This is a genomic window from Vulgatibacter incomptus (assembly GCF_001263175.1).
Lineage (GTDB): Bacteria > Myxococcota > Myxococcia > Myxococcales > Vulgatibacteraceae > Vulgatibacter > Vulgatibacter incomptus.
In genome coordinates, this window is sequence record NZ_CP012332.1 from 15,843 (window position 1) to 35,800 (window position 19,958).

Sequence of the window (19,958 nt, forward strand, 5' to 3'; positions counted from 1 at the left end):
GCGCGGGGCTGTTGGGCAACCTGGGCGACCCGGGTGAGACCGCCGACGCCTCACCGATCGACGTGCGCGTAGACTTCTCCTCGCTCGCGCTCTTCGCGCCTCGGGTGCGGACCGACGCGAGCGGCCGCGCCACAGCGCCGGTGAAGCTGCCCGACAACCTCACCCGCTACCGGGTGATGACGGTCGCCTCCGCTGGGGCCAACTTCTTCGGCTCGAGCGAGGCGACGATTACGGCGCGGCTGCCGCTGATGGTCAGGCCGAGCGCGCCGCGCTTCCTCAACTTCGGCGACGCGTTCGATCTCTCCGTGGTGATCCAGAACCAGACCGACGCGCCGGTGGACGCAGACGTGGTGGTGCGCGCGACGAACGCCACGATCCGCGACGGCGCCAAGCGCGTGACGGTGCCCGCGAGCGATCGTGTCGAGGTCCGCTTCCCCGCATCGACGCGGAGGGCGGGCAAGGCGCGCTTCCAGTTCGGCGTCGCTGCGCCGGGCTTCGCCGACGCGAGCCAGCTCGAATTGCCCGTCTACACGCCTGCGACGACGGAGGCCTTCGCGACCTACGGAGAAATGGACGCAGGAGCGATCGCCCAGCCGGTGAAGCTGCCGGAGGGGGTGTTCACGGAGTACGGCGGCCTCGAGATCTCGACCAGCTCGACGCAGCTCCAGGCCCTCACCGACGCCGTGCTCTACTTGGTGAAGTATCCGTTCGACTGCAACGAGCAGGTGGCCTCGCGCGTGATCGCGATCGCCGCCCTGCGCGACGTTCTTTCGGCGTTCCAGGCGGGGGGCCTGCCCTCGCCCAAGGAGCTGCGGGCCTCGATGGAGGACGATCTCGAGCGCCTGGCCCGCGCCCAGGACAGCAGCGGAGGCTGGGGCTTCTGGCCGGGCCAGAAGGAGACGTGGCCGTATCTCTCGGTCCATGTCGCCCACGCGCTCGTCCGCGCGAAGGAGAAGGGCTACGCGCTGCCTCCCGACACGCTCGGGCCCGCGATGGCCTACCTGCGCAAGATCGATTCTCACATCCCTGCCTGGTATGGGCCGGCGGCTCGCCGATCGATCGTCGCCTACGCGCTCTACGTGCGCGGGCGAATCGACGACGCCGATCCCGCGCAGGCCAGGCGGCTGATCGAGGAGGCAGGCGGCGTGGAGAAGCTGCCACTCGAGGCGCTGGGCTGGATCTGGCCCACGCTCTCCGGCGACAGCGAGGGCGCGGAGATCCGCCGCCACATCGGCAACCGGGTCACCGAGACCGCCGGCGCCGCCCATTTCGTCTCCAGCTATGGCGACAAGGACTGGGTGCTCCTCCACTCCGATCACCGCGCAGACGGCGTGCTGCTCGAGGCGCTCATCGGCGATCAGCCGCGCTCGACGCTGATCCCGAAGCTCGTCAAGGGGTTGCTCGGGGATCGCAAGGCGGGCCGCTGGACGAACACCCAGGAGAACGCCTTCGTCCTCCTCGCGCTCGACCGCTACTTCTCCACGTACGAGAAGGTGACGCCCGACTTCGTCGCGCGGGTGTGGCTCGGCGATCGCTGCGCTGGCCAGCACGCCTTCCGTGGCCGGACCACCGAGCAGAGCGAGCTCCGCGTCCCCATGTCGTGGCTCGCGGAAAACGCGGCGGACACGCAGGCGCTCACTATCGGCAAGGATGGCCCCGGCCGCCTCTACTTCCGAATCGGCATGCAATACGCGCCGACGGACCTGAGGCCGATTCCGCTCGATCGTGGCTTCGTGGTCTCGCGCGCCTACGAGGGCGCCGATCGCTCCGACGACGTGAGGCGCGACGCGGACGGCACCTGGCGGGTCCGGCTCGGCGCGAGGGTGCGGGTGCGCGTGTCCATGGTCGCGCCGGCGCGTCGGCACCACGTGGCGCTCGTCGATCCGCTGCCAGCGGGCTTCGAGCCGCTGAACCCGGCGCTCGCCGTCACCGGCGAGGTCCCGAAGGATCCAAAAGGCGAGAGGGACGCCGAGACGGGGGGAGGTTGGTGGCGCTGGCTCTGGACGCGAACGTGGTACGAGCACCAGAACCTGCGCGACGATCGCGCGGAGGCCTTCGCCTCCCGCCTCTACGAGGGCGTCTGGGACTACACCTACGTCGCGACCGCGACCACGCCCGGCACTTTCGTCGTGCCTCCTCCCAAGGCCGAGGAGATGTACGCCCCCGAGACCTTCGGCCGCGGAGCGGGAGATTGCGTGATCATCGAGTAGGGGCCTCTGGCTCTCGAGGTTGGGCGAGAGGCGCTGCGCAAATAGCGGGACCGGGCCGCGCGTTTCGCAATGGCCTGCCTCGCGGATTGCGCCCTCACGGCCCGTTGGGTAGGTTGCGCGACCCCATGGCGTTCGATCCCTCCAAGCTTCCGTCGCTGCTGAACCCTGAGCAGCTCCGCGCCGCCACGCACACTGGCGGCCCGCTCCTCGTGCTGGCAGGCGCAGGTTCGGGCAAGACCCGCGTGATCACCTACCGGATCGCGAACCTCGTGATCGCCCACGGCATCGAGCCGTGGCGGATCCTGGCGGTGACCTTCACCAACAAGGCCGCCGGCGAGATGAAGGAGCGCCTCGAGAAGCTCCTGGGGCCCACGGCACACGAGGCCTGGATCTCGACCTTCCACGCCACCGGCGCGCGGATCCTGCGCCGGGACGGCGCGGCCATCGGGATCCCCAGCGGCTTCGTGATCTACGACGACTCCGATCAGCTCGCCGAGATGAAGCGGGTGATGAAGTCGATGGGCGTGGATCCGAAGCTCGTGGATCCGCGCAAGGTGCTCCACCGGATCGACGACGCGAAGAACCACGGCCGCTCGCCGGACGACCTCGCGAAGCGGCCGGGCTACGACGAGCTCTCGCGCCTGACGCCCGAGCTCTACCGCCGCTACCAGAAGTCCCTCGCCGCCGCCGGCGCCGTGGACTTCGGCGACCTGCTATCGCGGCTCGTGGAGCTCTTCGAGAAGGCGCCGGACGTCCTGCAGAAGTACCGGAACCGCTTCCGGCACGTGCTGGTGGACGAGTTCCAGGACACCAACCGCGTGCAGTATCGCCTGCTGCAGATGCTGGCGGGCGACGGGCGCGGCCTCTGCGTGGTGGGCGACGACGACCAGGCGATCTACCGCTGGCGCGGCGCGGACGTCACGAACCTGCTCTCCTTCCCCCAGGACTTCGCCGGGGCCGAGGTGGTGAAGCTCGAGCAGAACTACCGCTCGACCCAGACGATCCTCGACGCCGCCCACGCGGTGATCGCCCACAACCCGACGCGGATGGACAAGCGCCTCTGGACGGAGGAGAGCGGCGGCGCGCCCCTCGAGCTCGTGGTCGCCCGGGACGAGAGGGACGAGGCGCAGCAGGTGGCCGACCGGGTGCGCGCGGCGCTGCGCGACGGCGTCGACGCCGCCGAGGTCGCGGTCTTCTACCGGACCAACGCCCAGAGCCGCGTGATCGAGGAGGCCTTCCGCCTCGGCCGGATCCCGTACGCGGTGGTTCGGGGACGATCCTTCTACGACCGCGCCGAGGTGAAGGACCTCGCCTCCTACCTGCGGCTCGCGGTGAACCCCCTCTCGAGCGCGGACGCCCTTCGCGTGATCAACAAGCCGGCCCGGGGCATCGGCGACACCACCGTGGGCCGGATCGAGGCGGCGGCGGAGGAGTGGGGCGTCGGGATCGTGGACGCGTGCCGGCAGTCGGCGCAGATCCCCGGGCTGAACGCCTCGGCGCAGGGCAAGGCCCGCTCGTTCGCGCAGCTCGTGGGCAAGCTCGCCCTCGAGGCGGCCAACGGATCCGCCGGTGCAGCTGCCGAGGCGGCCCTGAAGCTCTCCGGCCTCGAGGATGCGTACCTGGCCGAGGGGAGCGACGAGGCCGTCGATCGCCTGGACAACCTCCGCGAGCTCGTGGGCGCGGCCAAGGAGTGGGACCAGACCTGGACGCCGCCGATCGACCCGGACGAACCCGAGGCCGAGGGGCCGACGCCGCTCGCCGCCTTCCTGGAGCAGCTCGCCCTCCTGGGCGACGCCGACGAGAAGATCGCCGGCCCGAAGGTGGCGCTGATGACGCTCCACGCGTCAAAGGGCCTGGAGTTCGAGCGGGTCTTCCTCACCGGAATGGAGGAGACCGTCTTCCCCCACTCGCGGGCGCTGGGCGACGAGGGCGGCATCGAGGAGGTCGCCGAGGAGCGGCGCCTCTGCTACGTCGGCTTCACACGGGCCAAGCGCCGCCTGGTGCTCTCGCTGGCCCGCAGCCGCGTGCTCTTCGGCAACCTGCGCTTCAACGAGGCCTCGCGCTTCCTGGGCGAGGTGCCGAGGGAGCTCTTCGGCATCAAGGGGGCGGCCAAGCCTTCGCGGCAGACGGGGGTCCACGTCGTCTACGACGACGCTCGGGGCGAGCCCGAGATCGACCTCGGCGACGACGACGGCTTCGAAGACCGCTACCAGGTCGACTACTCCTTCGATCAGCGGCCTGCCCCTCGGCAGCCCGAGATCCGCAGGGCGGTCGTCCGGGCTCCCGCTCCCGACACAGGCGCCCCGTTCCGGATCGGGATGCCGGCCCGTCATCCCAGCTTCGGCGTCGGCATGGTGGAGGGGATCGACGGCGACAAGGTCGCCGTGCGGTTCCCGGGGGTCGGGGTGAAGCGGGTCGTGGCCCGCTTCCTCCAGGCGGTGTGACCTTGGAGAAGATCTTGATCAGCGCGTGCCTGCTCGGGCAGCGGGTCCGCTTCGACGGGGCCGCCGCGCAGGTCGAGGACGAGCTCCTCACGCGCTGGATCGAGGAGGGGCGGCTGGTGGCGATCTGCCCGGAGGTGTCGGGCGGGCTTCCAGTGCCCAGGCCCTCGGCGGAGCTCCGCGGAGGCTCGGGCGCCGACGCGCTGGACGGTCGCTCACTCGTAGTGACCGCATCGAACACGGACGTTTCGGAGCATTTTCTGGCGGGAGCCCGGGCGGCCCTGGAGCTCGCCCAGCGCCACCGGATCCGGGTCGCCGTGCTCAAGGATCGCAGCCCGTCCTGCGGGAGCCTGCAGATCTACGACGGGAGCTTCACCCGTACCCGAATCGGTGGAGAGGGCGTCACCGCTGCGCTCCTGCGCCGCAGCGGGATCCGGGTGTTCAGCGAGGCGGAGCTTCCCGCCGCCGCGGCAGCCCTCGCCGAGCTGGAATCGGCTCTCAGTGGAGCAGCGCCGCGTCGGTGAGGGCGTGGAGCTCGTGGGCGTCCACTTCGCGCGCCGCCTGACGGATGTCGCGAGTGCCGATGAGGCCGACCACCCGATCCGACTCGAGCACGGCGATCCACCTCGAGCGCGCCTCGTCCATCCGCTTCAGCGCTACCGCGACCGGATCGTCCGGCTCGCACGAGGGGACGCCGCGATCGAGGATGAGCGTGACGCGGGTGAGCTTCGGGTCGAGGCCCTCGGCCATCACGTCGCGGACGAGCCCCCGCTCGGTGACCATGCCCAGGTAGCGGCCGGTCTCGTCGGTCACCGGGATCGCGGCGACGTCGGCGCTCTTCAGCTTTCGGACGGCGTCCTGCGCCGTCTCCTCCGGCGCCAGGGTGATCGGGCCCTTCCACATCACGTCTCGGCATCGCATCGCTGGCTTCCTCTCCCGGGGCTTCCTCACTTGGTCCTCCCGAATATGTGCAGGACCGAACGAGGGATGCTCGGCTGCCAGGGTGTCGCGCCGGCGGCCAGTGTCGACCGTGCGAAAGCCGCGGAGGAGGCGCGCTTGTCGGCCCTCTTCCGGGTCGCTAGATCGCAGGCTCCCGAGGATGCCGGGGGGACCCCACACCGATGTCGAGGACACTCGCGCTGATACTTGCGGGCGGCGAAGGACGCCGCCTGGAGCCGCTCACCCGTGATCGGGCGAAGCCGGCGGTTCCGTTCGGCAGCCGCTACCGCATCATCGATTTCGCCCTGTCCAACTTCGCGAACTCGGGCGTGCTCAAGATCAAGGTGCTCACCCAGTACAAGTCCGATTCACTGAACCGGCACATCACGCGCGGCTGGCGACTGGCGGCGATGCTCGACAACTACGTGGAGACGGTGCCGGCCCAGATGCGGACGGGGCCGGAGTGGTTCAAGGGCTCCGCCGACGCGGTCTACCAGAACCTCAACCTGATCACCGACGAAGAGCCGGACTTCGTCTTCGTCTTCGGCGCCGATCACGTCTACCGGATGGACGTGAGGCAGATGCTCCACTTCCACCGGGAGACAGGGGCGGACTGCACCGTTGCTGCGATCCCGATGCCGGTCGCGGACGCGCCGAGCTTCGGCGTGATCGAGATGGAGCCGAACGGGCGCATGGTCGGCTTCCAGGAGAAGCCGAAGGTCGAGGCCGCCAAGACCATGCCGAGCGATCCCACGCGGATCCTCGCCTCGATGGGGAACTACATCTTCACCACCGACGCGCTGGTGCGCGAGATCGTCCGGGACGCCGGACGCGAATCCGCGCACGACTTCGGCAAGTCGATCATCTCGGAGATGTACAAGCACTCCCGCGTCTTCGTGTACGACTTCGCCCAGAACTCGGTGCCCGGCCAGGGCCCGAAGGAGCGGGGCTACTGGCGCGACGTCGGGGAGATCGAGACCTACTACCGCTCGAACCTGGACCTGGTGGAAGTGGATCCGGTCTTCAACCTCTACAACGACCGCTGGCCGATCTTCACCGCGCAGCACAACTATCCGCCGGCGAAGTTCGTCTTCGCCGATCGCGAGAGCGAGCGGGTGGGCATGGCCACTGACTCCCTGATCTCGGAGGGCTGCATCCTCTCCGGCGGGAGCGTGCACCGCTGCGTGCTCTCGCCCCAGGTCCGGATCAACTCCTACTCCCAGGTGGAGGAGTCGATCCTCTTCGAGAGGGTGGACATCGGCAGGCGCTGCCGGATCCGCAAGGCGATCATCGACAAGAACGTGGAGATCCCGCCGGGGACCGTGATCGGCTACGACCCGCAGGAGGATCGCCGCCGGTTCCACGTCACCTCCGACGGGATCGTGGTGATCCCGAAGGGCATGCGGATCGAGGGGCAGCGATGAGCCGTGCTGGCGGAAGGCCGATTGCACGCTTCCGAGGTGGCGCCGCGGGCGCCGCTTTGGCACATTCCCCCGCCGTGGACGACCTCTTCGCCAAGAAGAAGCGGCGAAAGCCCTTTCTGGCCTTCGGCGCCGGGCTCTTCGGAGTGCTCGCGGCCGCGTCGATCTTCGACGCGGTGCGGGACGAGCCGCTAATCTTCGCCGGCGAGCCCGTGGGCTCGCTCGTGGAGAGGCTCGGGTACCGGATCGGCGCCGCCCTCGTCTGCATCCTGCTCGCCGCCTTCCTCTTTCCGCGCTCCCGCTCGGAAGAGCGGGAGCCGCTCCTGAAATAGCGGCAGCGCCGGGGGGCCACGATGGATCGCGTAGAGGTCGCCTTCCTCTGGCACATGCACCAGCCGCCCTATCGCGACCCCGAGAGCGGGAGCTACGTGCTGCCGTGGGTACGGCTCCACGCCACCCGCGGCTACCTCGACATGGCGGCGATCCACGAGCGCTTCCCCGGCGTGTCGGCCACCGTGAACTTCTCGCCCGTGCTCCTCGAGCAGCTCGAGGACTACGCCTCGGGCCGCGCGAACGATCGCTTCCTGGAGCTCTCCGCGAGGCCCCCGCAGGATCTCGCCCTCGAGGAGCGCGCCTTCCTCCTCCGGACGTTCTTCATGGTGAGCTGGGAGCAGGGCGTGCGCCCGATCCCGCGGTACCGCGAGCTCCTCCATCGCCGCGGCCTCGAGCTCGAGGGCGTCGACCTGCGGGAGGTGTCGAGAGCGTTCAGCGTCGACGACCTTCGCGACCTGCAGGTGCTCTTCAACCTCGCGTGGATGGGCTTCGCTGCCCGTGAGCGTGACGACACCGTCCGCGAGCTCCTCCGCAAAGGGAGGGACTTCAGCGAGAGCGACAAGCAGGCGCTCCTCGAGGCCCAGCGCCGCCTGGTCGGCTCGGTGATCCCCGCCTGGCAAAAGGTCGCCTCCGGCGGCATGGTGGAGATCTCCGCCACCCCCTACTTCCACCCGATCCTCCCGCTCCTCTGCGACTCGGACGCGGCGAAGGTCGCGCTGCCGGATGCGCCGCTGCCGCCGAGGCTTCGCGCGCCCGAGGATGCGCGGGAGCAGGTGAGGCGTGCACGCGACCAGGTCTCGACGATCTTCGGCGCGCCGCCGGCGGGGATGTGGCCCGCCGAGGGGAGCGTGTCGCCCGAGGCCCTCGAGGTCTTCGCCGCCTCCGGCGTGCGCTGGCTCGCGTCGGACGAGGAGGTCCTCCTCCGCTCGCTGCCGGCCGGCGCAAACCGTGAAAAATCCCTCTACAGGCCGTGGAGGGTGCGCGCCGGCGACGGCGAGGTGGCGATGGTCTTTCGCGATCGGGGCCTCTCCGACGCCATCGGCTTCCGCTACGCGCGCAGCCCGGCGAAGGACGCGGTCTCGGGCTTCCTCGGGGACCTCTCCCGCATCGCGGACGCCAGGCCGGCGGGAGAGGAGCTTCCGCTCGTTTCGGTGATCCTCGACGGCGAGAACCCGTGGGAGTACTTCCCCGACTCGGGCCGCGACTTCCTAATGGAGCTCTACTCGCGCCTCGAGGCGAGGGAAGCCGGCGTGGTCTCCACCTCGATCGGGCGGCGGATCGCCCGCGGCGTCCCGGCGGACCGCCTGGAGCGGATCCATTCGGGCTCGTGGATCGAGGGGAGCTACCGGATCTGGATCGGCCAGCCGGAGTCCAACGCGGCTTGGGCGCTCCTCGGCGAGGCCCGCGCCGCGCTCCAGGAGGCGCGGGAGCGGCTTGCGCCCCACGAGCGGATCGCCGCTGCGGAGGAGCAGCTCCTCGCCGCCGAGGCCTCCGACTGGTTCTGGTGGTACGACGAGGACTTCGTGACCGAGACGAAGGCGGAGTTCGACCGCCTCTTCCGAACCCGGATCCAGGCCACGTTCCGCGCGCTCGATCGGCCGATCCCCGCCGCCGCGCTCAGCCCGATCGGGGACGGCTCCGCCACGGCGGGCGAGCCCCTCTCGACGCTGCGGGGGCCGAGTGGTTTCATCCATCCAGTCCTCGACGGCGAGGTCTCGAGCTGGAAGGAGTGGCTCGGCGCCGGGATCTTCGAGGCCTCCCAGGCCAGGCAGAGCGCGATGCACCAACGGGCGGGGGTGTTCACGAGCCTGCGCTTCGGCTTCGACCTGGACACGCTCTATCTGCGCGTGGACCCGATGTGGGATGAGAGAGCACATTCAACCATGGACGGGCTCCGCATCGACCTGCAGGTGGACAAACGAGACCTCGACCTCCGATGCCGGCTCACCGAGGGAGCGCTCTTGCCGTATAGTGAGGAGTTGGGACGCCATGTGGGAAAGGGGTTTTTCCACACGGTGGTGGAGTTGGCGGTTCCGTTCGCCGAGCTGGGGCTCGAGCCGGGGCAGCGGATCTCCATGGCGGTGAGGGGGACCCGCGGCGAGGTAGAGGTCGAGCGAATCCCGCTGGAGGGGTGGATCGTGCTGGACGTGCCCGACGAGAGCTTCGAGCTGCGCATGTGGAAGGTCTAGAAGATGTTCGACGACGATCACGAGACGACGGTCATCCGCGTCCCCGGGCAAGCGGAGCAACAGGAGACCGGTGCGGGCGGCGCGGGGTGTCTCGTCGTGATCTACGGCCAGGGCCTGGGGAGGCTGATCCCTCTCGACGGTCACGTGCTCGGCATCGGTCGGGATCCTGCGAACCGCGTGGTGGTCGAGCAGGAGAGCGTCTCGCGCAGGCACTGCGAGATCCGGGTCCGCGACGGCCAGGCCTTCCTGCAGGACCTGGGTTCGACCAACGGCACGTACCTGAACGACTCGGAGATCCACCCTCCCCGGGAGGAGCTCCTCCGCAGCGGCGACCTGCTCAAGGTCGGTGGCACGATCTTCAAGTACCTCGGCGCCGGGAGTGTCGAGGCCTCGTACCACGAGGAGATCTACCGGATGGCCATCGTCGATGGCCTCACCGAGGTGAACAACCGGCGCTATCTCCTCGAGTTCCTCGACCGCGAGATGGCGCGGTGCAACCGGCACGATCGCCCGCTCTCGCTGCTGGTCTTCGATCTGGACCACTTCAAGCAGATCAACGACACCCACGGCCACCTGGCCGGCGACGCCGTGTTGCGGGAGCTCTCGCTCTCCGTGAAGAGGCTCATGCGGAAGGAGGAGCTCCTCGCGCGCTTCGGCGGCGACGAGTTCGTGGTGGTCCTGCCCGAGAGCACCGCCGAGCAGGCCCGCGCCTTCTCGCAACGGCTCCTCACGCTCGTGGGCTCCCTGCGGATCGTCTTCGAGAAGCGGGAGATCCCGGTTTCCATCTCCATCGGCATCGCGTCCATGTCGCCGCGGTTCACGGAGCCGGCGCTCTTCATCGAGGAGGCCGACGCCAACCTCCTCGCGGCGAAGCGCTACGGTCGAGGCCGCGCGATCGGCTGATCGCGGAGCTCGTCGGGGGGAGCCGTGTCCGAGCTGCGCAGGGATCCCATCTCCGGAAGCTGGGTGGTCTTGTCCCGCGAGCGGGGCTTGCGGCCCAGCGACTTCACGCCGCGCTTCTCGAAGACGGAGGCCTCCTTCTGCCCCTTCTGCCCGGGTAGCGAAGACGCGACCCCGCCCGAGCTCCTCGCCCTCCGTGCGCCGGACGCGCCGGCCGACGTCGGTCGCTGGACCGTGCGGGCGTTTCCCAACCGCTTTCCCGCGCTTCGCGTGGAGGGTGAGCTCGAGCGGACCGCAGAGGGGCCCTACGATCGCGTGAGCGGGATCGGCGCCCACGAGGTGATCGTGGAGACGGTGCGCCACGACGAGACGCTGGCCGACCTCGGCCTCCCCGCGCTCGGCGAAGTGCTCTGGGCTTGGCGCGAACGGATCCTCGATCTCGGCCGGGACCTGCGGCTCGCCCACGTCCAGATCTTCAAGAACCACGGGCCCGAGGCGGGCGCCACCATCCTCCACGAGCACAGCCAGGTGATCGCGCTCCCCGTGGTGCCGAGGGACGTGGCGCTCGAGCGCGAGGAGCAGCAGGCCTGGTTCGGCCGCAAGGAGCGCTGCCTCACCTGCGATATCGTCCGCCACGAGCGGAGGGATGGCGAGCGCCTCGTCTTCGAGAACGCCCGCTACGCGGTGCTCTGCCCCTGGGCCCCGCTCAGCCCCTTCGTGCTCTGGATCGTCCCCAAGGGACACTCGTCGCACTTCGAGGCCATCGAGCGCCACGAGCTCGAGTCGTTGGCGGAGGCGCTGCGGCTCGCCCTTCGCAAGCTCGACAAGGCTCTGGAGCGCCCCGCCTACAACTTCGCCCTGCACTCCGGCCCGCTGAGGGGAGCGGCATCGCCGAGCCTCCACTGGCGCCTCGAGGTGGCTCCCACGCTCACGGTGCCCGGCGGCTTCGAGCGCGGCACCGGGAGCTGGCTCAACTCCACGCCTCCCGAGGAGGCCGCCGCCTTCCTGCGCAAGGTTCGGGAATGAGCACGATCGTCTTCGCGTCGGCGGAAGTCGCCCCGTACTCCAAGACCGGCGGTCTCGGCGACGTGGCCGGCGCCTTGCCACGGGCCCTCGTCAAGAGGGGCCACGAGCTCCTGGTCGTGACGCCGCTCTACGGCAGCGTCGATCGGGAGCGGCACGCCCTGCGGCTCCTCGACGAGCGGATCCCCGACGCCCGCCTCTACGAGGCGACGCTGGACGGGGTGCGCACGATCTTCTTGGAGAACGAGGCGCTCTACGGGCGGACCGGCGTGTACGGTGAGGGAGGCGAGGGCTATCCCGACAACGCCCAGCGCTTCGGCTTCTTCTCGCGAGCGATCCTGCCCGTGGCCGACGCGCTCCTCCCGGCGCCCCCGGACGTCGTGCACCTCAACGACTGGCAGACGGGGCTCGCCGCCCTGGACCTGGCGCGCCGCCGGGGCTCCAGGGCTGGCCTCACCAGGAGCGTCTTCACGATTCACAACCTCGGCTACCAGGGCGTCTTCCCAAAGGATGTGGTGGAGGAGCTGGGGATCGGCTGGGACGCGTTCACGCCGGAGGGACTCGAGTTCTACGACCAGGTCAACTTCCTCAAGGCGGGCCTGGTCTTCTCCGACCTCGTCACCACCGTCTCGCCCACCTACGCCCGGGAGATCCAGGAGCCGGAGGAGGGCTTCGGCCTCGACGGCGTCCTGCGGAGCCTCGATGGCCGACTCACGGGGATCCTGAACGGCATCGACACCCGGGAGTGGGATCCCGCCAGGGATCCACACCTGGCCGCGCGGTTCTCGGACGCCGATCTCTCGGGGAAGGCCGCCTGCCGTGCGGCGCTCTGCCGCGAGCTCTCGATCGACGAGGCGGGCGCGATGGTGATCGGGATCGTCTCCCGCTTCGCCGCCCAGAAGGGCTTCGACGTCGTCCTCGAGGCCCTGCCCGACCTCTTGGAGCGCGACGTCCGCCTCGCCATCCTGGGGAGTGGCGAGCACCGCTACGAGCACTGGCTCCAGAGGGCCGCCCTGGAGTACCCCGGGCGAATCGGCGTGAAGGTGGGCTTCCACGAGGGGCTCGCTCACCGGATCTACGCGGGCAGCGACGCCTTCCTGATGCCCTCGCTCTACGAGCCCTGCGGGCTCAGCCAGCTCTACGCCCTGCGCTACGGGAGCGTCCCCATCGTCCGCGCCACCGGCGGCCTCGCCGACACCGTGGAGGAAGCGAGGGACGGCGGCGGCACGGGCTTCCTCTTCGACTCCTTCACCGCCGAGGCGCTCGTCGGCGCCGTCGACCGCGCGCTGTCCGCTTTTCGCTCGCCCGAGCGTTGGTACGGTGTGGTGCAGCGGGGCCGGTCGAAGGACTTCTCCTGGGACGCTTCCGCGCGTGCCTACGAGGAGGCCTACCGCTCCATTCGTTGACGATTTCAGGCGCTGTTGCGCTTGGCGGAGACGGCGGCCTGGACCAGCACCCGGAGCACGCGGGTGGCGTTGCGGTCGGCCACGGTGAAGGCGAGGCCATGGCTCTCGAGGGTGGCGCCGACCTCCGGGATCTCGCCGGCGAGGCCGTTGAGGAAGCCCGCCAGCGTGCCGAACTCGCCGTGCTCCGGGAGGGCGGTCCCGAAGTGCTCGTTGAAGGCGACCACCGGGATCCCGGCGTCCACGAGGTGGCCGCCGTCGGCCTCCACGACCTCGGTCCCGCTCGGCACGTCGCGGATGCCTCCGACCAGCTCCTCGAGGATGTCCTCGAGGGTGACGATGCCCATGAAGCCGCCGTGCTCGTCGGCCACCATCGCCAGGTGGATGCGGTCCCGCTGCATCTGCCGGAGCAGACGGCCGATCCGCATCGCCCAGGGGACGAAGACCGGAGGGCGGATCGCATCGGCGAGCTGGATCAACTCGGGGTGGGCGAGGAGGGGGACGATGTCCCGCGTGTGGAGCACGCCGACGATCCGATCGATCCGGCCGTCGTAGATCGGAAGGCGGGAGTGCCCTTGCTCCGCCACGAGCCGCACCAGGGCCTCGGGGGCGATCCCCAGCGGGGCCGCGACGACCTCTGTGCGCGGCACCATCACATCCCGTACGGTGCGGCTCGGGAACTCGAAGAGGGAGTGGACGAGCTCCGGCGCCGGGCCATCCCGGTGCGACTCGGAGAGCAGGATCCGCTCGATGTCCTCGAGGGCGGGATCGGCGCCCTTGAACGTGGCTCGGACGCCGAGGGGGGAGAGGAGGCGGTCGAGGACGGCTTGAGCGGCCCTGGCCGGCGGCGCCACCACGAGGGAGGCGAGCCGGAGCGGCGGCGCCGAGCGGAGGGCCCAGGCCTCCGGCGCCGCGATCGCGAGGGAGCGGGCGACGGTGTCCGCCAGGACGCAGAGGAGGGCGGCGGCCAGCCCACCCACCGCTGCGGAGAGCACCGCCGATTCCGCGCCGAGCCAACTGGCGCAGGCGATGCCGGCAAGGCCCGCGCCGAGGGCGAGGGCGGAGATGGAGCCGACCCGCGTGGTCGCGAAGCTGCTCTCGACGTCGCGCTTTAGGGCGAGGAGGGATCGGGCGGCGAGGCTCCCGCGCGCGGCGTGCAGCTCGTCCGCCCGCTCGGGAGAGACGGCCACGAGGGCGGTCTCCGCCGCGACGAAGAAGAAGCGGGCGACGATGGCCGCGAGAGCCAGCGCCGGGAAGGGGGCTTGGAGGGTCATCCCGTCCGCCGAGCATAGCCCGAAATCGGCGGAGGACGTGAGGTGGGCCCGGTCCAAAAGAAGAAGGGGCGGCCCGATTGGACCGCCCCTTCGACGTTCAGCTCGTGAATCTCTCACGAGCTTTCATGGTGCGACCGACCTCAGGGGAGGGCGGGCACGTCGATCACGACGAGGTCGTCGATGTAGGCGCCCTCGAAGTTCACGCCGCCGTCCGACCGGAAGTCGAAGCGGAGCTGGACGATCTGACCGGCGTACTCGGTGAGATCCGCCTGCACCAGACGCCAGCCGGAGCCGATGTGATCGCCGCCCCAGGCGGGCTGGCCGTCGAGATGCACGTCCGGCCCGGGCGAGACGGACGTGACCGCGGTGAAAGTCTCGCCGCCGTCCGTGCTGACCTTGAGGTTGGTGCCGTCCCAGCTCCCGCCTTCGGTCATGACCCACAACCGGAAGAGCGCGGCCGGATGCGCGGAGCCCGTCAGGTCGATCTCCGGGGAGGTCGCGGTGGACATGCCCCAGCTCATGCTGTCGCTGTAGTTGCCGCCAAGGCGGGTCGCGATGCACTGCTGGCCTTCGTACGCGGCGCCTGGGCCATTGGTGGGCACGCCACACTCCCAGTCGCCGGTGAGCGTCCATCCGTTCGGGCAGGACTCGAAGCTCTCCTGGAGGTGCACGGTGGTGTCGAACACCGTGAAGCCCAGGGTGCGCTCGTCCTCCAAGAGCGGGTTGGACGGATCCTCCACGCGCACGGTGACGCTCACCGGGCCGGCGTCGGCCGGGAAGGCCGTGCCGCTGAGGACGCCCGTCTCCGGATCGATGGAGAGCCAGCCGTAGTTCTCACCGCCGGTGATGCTCCAGGAGACCTGCTCGGGGCCGCCGGACTTCTGGAGCCGGGCGACGTAGGGAACGCCCACGATGGCCGGCGCGACGTCGCTCTCCGCGATGGCAGGCATGACGTTCGACGCCTCGCGGATGGCGATGCCGTCGATGTACACGCCCGCATGGGCGGCGAATCGGCCGCTCTCGAAGGGGAAGCGGAGCACGATCGAATCGCCCGCGTAGGCGGAGAGATCGACGGTGTACTGCCGCCAGCCGAGCTGCGAGAGGTCGCCGCCCCACGAGCCTTCCACGTAGGGGGGCGAGACGTCATCGAGGAACGTGAACAAGGTCTCCGAGGTCCTCCGGGCCCGGACGTCGAACCAGTCGTGGCGGTTGCTGTAGGTCTGGACCCACGCCCAGAAGGTGAGCACGGGGCTCGTGCCCTCCGGCAGGAGGATCGGCGGGGACTCCGCGTAGTCCGACGCAGCGTCGAGGGCCTGGGTGTAATTGCCGTCGAGCTTCGTCGCGAGGCAGTTCCCACCCGAGCGGCAGGACGCGGGGCCGACGTTGGACGGCACGCCGCACTCCCAGTCGCCGGTGAGCGTCCAGCCCGCGGGGCAGTTGCTGAAGTCCTCGACGAAGAAGACGCCGGGCTCCAGCGCGCGGACCAAGAAGCTCGCGGTCGTCTCGGCGGAGTTCGAGGGGAGGGTGGTCTCCTGGACGCGCACCGTGACCGTCACCTCGCCCGCTGCTGTCGGCGTTCCGCCGAGGGTTCCGGTCGCAGGGTCGATCGAGAGCCAGCTCGGGTGATTCCCGACGAGGCTCCAGACCGGGGTCGTGCTGCCGCCGGACTTCCGGAACGTGGCCTGGTAGGGCTGCCCGACGACGCCGGACGGCAGGGTCGCCGCCGCGATCGAGATCGGGTCGTAGGCCGCGTCGATCACCTTCAGGTCGTCGATGAAGACGCCAGCCCTCGTCCCGCTGGAGTCGGTGCGCCACGCGAAGCGGACGTAGACCGGGCCTCCCGCGTAACGGGAGAGGTCGACCGAGTACTCCTTCCAGCCCTCCGCCGAGTGGTCACCGCCCCAGCCCGGCTGGCTGTCGGCGACGTCGTCGTAGGCGGGCCTCTCGTCCGTGGCGAGCGTCCAGTTCGTGCCGTCGGCGCTGAGCTTGACGTTGAACGCGTCGTAGCGCGGGCCTTCCGTGTGGACCCAGGCCCAGAAGGAGAGCCGGGCCGAGGTGACGCTCGACAGGTCGATCGGCCGTGCGTCGGCGGTGGCCGAAGCCCACGCCTGGCTGTTGCTGTACTCGCTCGCGAGCTTGGTGGCGAGGCAGCTCTGGCCGGAGTGGCAAGAGCTGGGCCCGACGATGGAGGGCGTCCCGCATTCCCAGTCGCCGTGGAGGGTCCAGCCGCCGCACCCTTCGAGGTCATCCACGTGCACGGTGCCGACCGGCAGCACGTCGACGACGAGGGTGAACGTCTTGGTGGCGAAGTTGTCGGGCCGCGACGGCTCCTCGACCCGCACCGTGAACGTCACCGTCCCGACGCTGGCTGCGTCGGGCGTGCCGCGGAGCGCGCCGGTCGCCGGATCGAGCTGGAGCCAGGTCGGGTGAGCGCCCTCGAAGCTCCACGAAGACGCCGGGCTGCCGAACTGCTTGGTGAGCTGGCGCTGGAACGGCCGATCGACGAAGGCCGAGCCGAGGTTGGGGCTGGTGGAGATCCCCACCGGATCGGCGTCCGCCTCCGAGATGCTGAGGTCGTCGATGTAGATGCCGGGGTGCTGACCCGACCCGTCCGAACGGAACGCGAAGCGGATCCACACCGGCCCGCCGGCGTGGCGGGACAGATCGACCTCGAAGCGCCGCCAGCCCTGGGCCGCGAACTGCCCGTACCAGGCGCTCTCGTTTGCGGCGGTCCCGTTGTAGGCGGGGGTCACGTCCGTCGCGATCGCGAAGTTGGTCCCGTCGCCGCTGGTCTTCACGTTGAACGCGTCGTACGCGCCGGACTCGGTCTGGATCCAGGCCCAGAAGAAGAGCTTGGGAGCCACCGCGCCCGAGAGGCTGATCGGCGAGAGGTCCGCCGTCGTCGTCTCATACGCCTGGTTGTTGTTGTAGACGTCGTCGAGTCGGGTCGCGAGGCAGCTCGTTCCCGAGTGGCAGGTGGCGGGGCCGACGTTGGTCGGGGTGCCGCACTGCCAGTCCCCGCGGAGCGCCAGGCCCGCGCAGTTCTCGAGGTCGTTGGTCATGTAGACACCGGGCGTGCCCTCGACCACCGCGAAGGTGAGCGTCTTCTCGGCCTGGTTCGACGGCGCGAGGGGCTCCACTGCGCGCACGGTCACGGAGACAGCGCCGAGGTTGCCGGCGCCGGGCGTTCCCGAGAGGTTGCCCGTGGCCGGATCGATGGTGAGCCAGCCCGCGTTCGTCCCGCCCACGATGCTCCAGACGGTCTGGAGCGAGCCGCCCGTCTTCCGGACCGGACCGAGGAAGGGAAGCCCGGTGTTGGCGTCGGGGAGGACGGAGGTCGTGATGACGAGCGGATTCACGGCGCTCTCGATGATGCGGAGGTCGTCGATGAAGACGCCGTTCATCTCGCCGGAGCTGTCCGAGCGGAAGGCGAAGCGGAGCTGGATCTGCTCGCCGGCGTACGCCGAGAGGTCGACCGAGTACCGCTGCCATCCGGCAGCCGTCTTGTCGCCGGACCACGCCGGCTCGTTGGCCTGGGTCCCGTCATACGCGGGGCTCACCGACATGAGCTGGGTGAAGCTCATGCCGTCGGTGCTCACCTTGAGGTTGAAGGCGTCCGGGTTCTCCGTCTTGCGCCAGACGTAGAACTGGAGGAGCGGGCTCTCGGCCTGCGACAGGTCGATGAACGGCGAGTCGGCCGTGGCGGACACGTACGCCTGGTCGGGGCTGTATGCGCCCTCGAGCTTCGTCGCGAGGACGGACGACCCCGAGTACGGGCCGTATTCGGGTCCGAAGGCGCCAGGGGTGCCGCACTCCCAGTCTCCTCTCAGAGTCCAATCGCAGCTCTCGAAATCATCCGCCCAGAGGAGGAGCGAGCCGTAGTCCCGAACGTCGATCGTGAAGGTCTTCTCCGCGACGTTCGCGGGATACCAGGCGTTCCGGACGCGGACGGTGACCGTGGTCTGGCCGGCGTCGACCGGCGTCCCGAAGAGGAACCCCGAGGTGGGATCGATCGAGAGCCACTCGTGGCGGTTTCCGCCCACGATGGCCCACTCCGAGTTCGAGGCGCCGAGCGACCAGACCCGAGCTGCAAAGCCCTGGCCGACGATCGCGGACGGGAGCTCGGTGCGGAGGACCAGGTTCGGCGACCCGTAGGCCTCGGACACCTGGACGTCGTCGATGAAGACGCCGTCGTACTGGAGGCTGCCGTCGCTGCGGAAGCCGAACTGGATCTCGATCTCGGAGCCCGCGTACTCCGAGAGATCGACCCGGTACGGCTGCCAGCCGCGGGCGGCGTAGCGGCCGCCCCAGGCGGGCTGGCCCGTGATCTCGGAACGGTAGCCGGGGATCTCCGGATGGAGGACGGTGAAGTCGGTCTCGCCCACCCGGCGCGCCTTCACGTTGAAGCCGTCGTAGAGGTTGTTGTCACCTTCCGTGTCCACCCACGCCCAGAAGGAGAGGCGCGGATCGCTCGCCCGGCTCAGGTCGATGACCGGCGAGGTGGCGGTGGTGGTGTCGAAGCTCTGATCCGGGGAGTATTGCGCCGCGAGCTGGGTCGCGAAGCAGCCGGTGCCGCCGTGGCACGCAGGGCCCACGTTGGCGGGCGTGCCGCACTGCCAGTCGCGGGTGAAGGTCCAGCCGGAGGCCGCGCAGTCCTCGAAGTTCTCCGAGTAATGGAGCGCGTTGGCCGTGCAGGTCGCCTCGTCGTAGGTGCCGCTGCAGCTGCCCGCGACGCAGGCGTCGCCGGTGGTGCAGGGATTGCCGGAGTTGCAGGCCGAGCCGTCGGGACGGGCATCGGACTCGCAGGCGCCAGCGGCGTTGCAGGTCGCGACCTCGCACTGGCCGAGGTTGGGAAGATTGCAGGAGGTGCCCGCGGCGACCGGATGTGCCTCGCAGGTGCCGGTTGCGTTGCAGGTCGCGAACTCGCACTGGCCGAGGCCGAAGAGGGAGCAGGAGGTGCCGGCGTCGACCGGCTCCGCCTCGCAGGATCCGTCGGCGGGGTTGCAGACGCCCACGGTGCACGCGCCGTTCAGGCCCGCGCAGCTCTTCGGCGCGCCGACGCACTCTCCGGCGTGGCAGCTCCCGACCTCACAGAGGTCGCCAGAGTCGCAGCTTCCGCCTTCGTTGCCGGCGACGAAGTCGCAGGTCTGGCTGTCCTCGTCGCAGGCCACGGCCTGGCACGAGGCGGGCTCGAGGCCGCAATCGTTCGGCGTCGTGCCGACGCAGACGCCCTCGCCGTCGCAGACGTCGTTCAGGGTGCAGAAGAGGCCGTCGTCGCAGGCCGTTCCGGCCTCGAGGGGCACCTGGACGCAGACGCCCACGGGGCCTTCGTACCTGCCGTCGTTGCAGACCGCGGTGACGCACTGATCCGCGGCGAGGGGCGCGCACTCCTCGTCGGTGACGCACGCGGGCTCCTCGCTGCCGCCGGTGCCTCCGGTGCCTTCGCCGCCGGACCCGCCGGTGCCTTCACCGCCTGAGCCGCCGGTGGCCTCGCCGCCGGTGCCGCCGGTGGCCTCGCCGCCGGTGCCTCCGGTGCCTTCGCCGCCGGTGCCGCCGGTGCCTTCGCCGCCGCTACCGCCGGTGCCGACCGTTCCGCCGGTTCCGCCAGGAGAATCGTTGCCGCCGCCGCCACCACAGGCAGCGACAGAGAAAGAGAGGAGAACGGGAAGGCAGAGCCTTCTCAATACGCCAAACGCCACTACCGAATCGGAGGTACGACTCATGATGCCCTCTGCTTTGCTGCTATGGGAGGGCTGGGATGCTAGGCGATTTCCTTGCTGGTGCAAATAGATGGGAACAAAGTTTCAGTCATCGGCGATCATCCC

General features: G+C 70.0%; 12 protein-coding genes. 9 read left to right on the plus strand and 3 right to left on the minus strand.

Features of this window, described 5'->3' with window-relative positions; translation table 11 throughout:
• Positions 1-11: 11 nt before the first annotated feature.
• The 3 genes from AKJ08_RS20040 to AKJ08_RS00090 all read left to right on the plus strand — a co-directional run bounded on the left by AKJ08_RS20040 (position 12) and on the right by AKJ08_RS00090 (position 5,175).
• The gene (locus AKJ08_RS20040) at positions 12-2,210 is read left to right on the plus strand and encodes an alpha-2-macroglobulin family protein (RefSeq protein WP_050724202.1); all 2,199 of its coding nucleotides are present in this window, start codon (positions 12-14) and stop codon (positions 2,208-2,210) included.
• 125 nt (positions 2,211-2,335) lie between these two features.
• A complete protein-coding gene (locus AKJ08_RS00085; RefSeq protein WP_050727372.1) occupies positions 2,336-4,654 on the plus strand; it encodes an ATP-dependent helicase in 2,319 nt (772 codons plus the stop codon).
• Positions 4,655-4,656: 2 nt separating this feature from the next.
• Entirely contained in the window at positions 4,657-5,175 is a 519-nt protein-coding gene (locus AKJ08_RS00090; protein WP_050724203.1) for a 2-thiouracil desulfurase family protein, read from the plus strand.
• Here the strand turns inward: AKJ08_RS00090 and AKJ08_RS00095 are convergent.
• Positions 5,150-5,572 carry a CBS domain-containing protein gene (locus AKJ08_RS00095; protein ID WP_082342470.1) on the minus strand — a complete coding sequence of 141 codons (423 nt, stop codon included), beginning with the start codon at positions 5,570-5,572 and terminating at the stop codon, positions 5,150-5,152. The genes AKJ08_RS00090 and AKJ08_RS00095 overlap by 26 nt on opposite strands.
• Before the next feature lie 200 nt (positions 5,573-5,772).
• On the opposite strand from AKJ08_RS00095, the gene glgC reads away from it, so the two are divergent.
• Genes glgC through glgA form a run of 6 tightly spaced genes read left to right on the plus strand, consistent with a single transcriptional unit; the run spans position 5,773 to position 12,862 of the window.
• The gene (gene glgC, locus AKJ08_RS00100) at positions 5,773-7,014 is read left to right on the plus strand and encodes a glucose-1-phosphate adenylyltransferase (RefSeq protein WP_050724205.1); all 1,242 of its coding nucleotides are present in this window, start codon (positions 5,773-5,775) and stop codon (positions 7,012-7,014) included.
• Positions 7,015-7,070: 56 nt separating this feature from the next.
• Positions 7,071-7,343, plus strand: coding sequence for a hypothetical protein (locus AKJ08_RS00105; RefSeq protein ID WP_157370357.1), 273 nt, complete (start codon positions 7,071-7,073; stop codon positions 7,341-7,343).
• A gap of 21 nt (positions 7,344-7,364) precedes the next feature.
• Positions 7,365-9,533 (plus strand): glycoside hydrolase family 57 protein, encoded by a 2,169-nt coding sequence (locus tag AKJ08_RS00110; RefSeq protein WP_050724207.1) that lies wholly within the window; start codon positions 7,365-7,367, stop codon positions 9,531-9,533.
• Between the two features lie 3 nt (positions 9,534-9,536).
• The gene (locus AKJ08_RS00115; protein WP_082342472.1) at positions 9,537-10,436 is read left to right on the plus strand and encodes a GGDEF domain-containing protein; all 900 of its coding nucleotides are present in this window, start codon (positions 9,537-9,539) and stop codon (positions 10,434-10,436) included.
• A gap of 24 nt (positions 10,437-10,460) precedes the next feature.
• Entirely contained in the window at positions 10,461-11,459 is a 999-nt protein-coding gene (locus AKJ08_RS00120) for a galactose-1-phosphate uridylyltransferase (protein ID WP_050724208.1), read from the plus strand.
• Complete coding sequence (gene glgA / locus AKJ08_RS00125) at positions 11,456-12,862, plus strand: glycogen synthase GlgA (RefSeq protein ID WP_050724209.1); 1,407 nt, start codon at positions 11,456-11,458, stop codon at positions 12,860-12,862. Before AKJ08_RS00120 ends, glgA begins: the two co-directional genes overlap by 4 nt.
• 5 nt (positions 12,863-12,867) lie before the next feature.
• On the opposite strand, the gene AKJ08_RS00130 is transcribed toward glgA, so the two are convergent.
• Together AKJ08_RS00130 and AKJ08_RS00135 are read right to left on the minus strand one after the other, a co-directional pair.
• Positions 12,868-14,133 carry a hemolysin family protein gene (locus tag AKJ08_RS00130; RefSeq protein WP_050727374.1) on the minus strand — a complete coding sequence of 422 codons (1,266 nt, stop codon included), beginning with the start codon at positions 14,131-14,133 and terminating at the stop codon, positions 12,868-12,870.
• Positions 14,134-14,273: 140 nt separating this feature from the next.
• Positions 14,274-19,856 carry a choice-of-anchor J domain-containing protein gene (locus AKJ08_RS00135; protein ID WP_157370358.1) on the minus strand — a complete coding sequence of 1,861 codons (5,583 nt, stop codon included), beginning with the start codon at positions 19,854-19,856 and terminating at the stop codon, positions 14,274-14,276.
• Between the last annotated feature and the right edge of the window lie 102 nt (positions 19,857-19,958).